The sequence below is a fragment of the Pseudoalteromonas sp. SG43-7 genome (genome assembly GCF_014164295.1).
GTDB classification, from domain to species: domain Bacteria; phylum Pseudomonadota; class Gammaproteobacteria; order Enterobacterales; family Alteromonadaceae; genus Pseudoalteromonas; species Pseudoalteromonas rhizosphaerae.
In genome coordinates this window covers 1-241 of the sequence record NZ_JACJEY010000243.1, presented here as the reverse complement: position 1 = coordinate 241, position 241 = coordinate 1, and the positions used below count along the sequence as shown (strand labels likewise).

The 241-nt window shown below is 37.8% G+C and carries 1 protein-coding gene; it reads left to right on the top strand.

Annotated features, from left to right (window positions below; translation table 11 throughout):
• On the top strand, positions 1-174 hold a 174-nt coding region (locus H5200_RS23700), incomplete at its 5' end, for an ATP-binding protein (RefSeq protein WP_182741006.1).
• Between the last annotated feature and the right edge of the window lie 67 nt (positions 175-241).

Below are 241 nucleotides of genomic sequence, written 5' to 3'. Positions count from 1 at the left end.
GAACCACTGAGTGCACAGCAACGAGGTGACTTACTCGAATTAATCGATGCGCGGTATGGGTATAAATCACACATAATTATAAGCCAGCTACCACAGGAAAACTGGCATGAAATGATAGGAGAATCGATACGAAAACAGTTAAATAAATTGACTGATGATGATCAGTTAAGCTAATTTAAAAACGGCTCTACAAAATGATAAATCAAGTGATCAAAGCTGATGAGAATCGGTGATCAAAGTC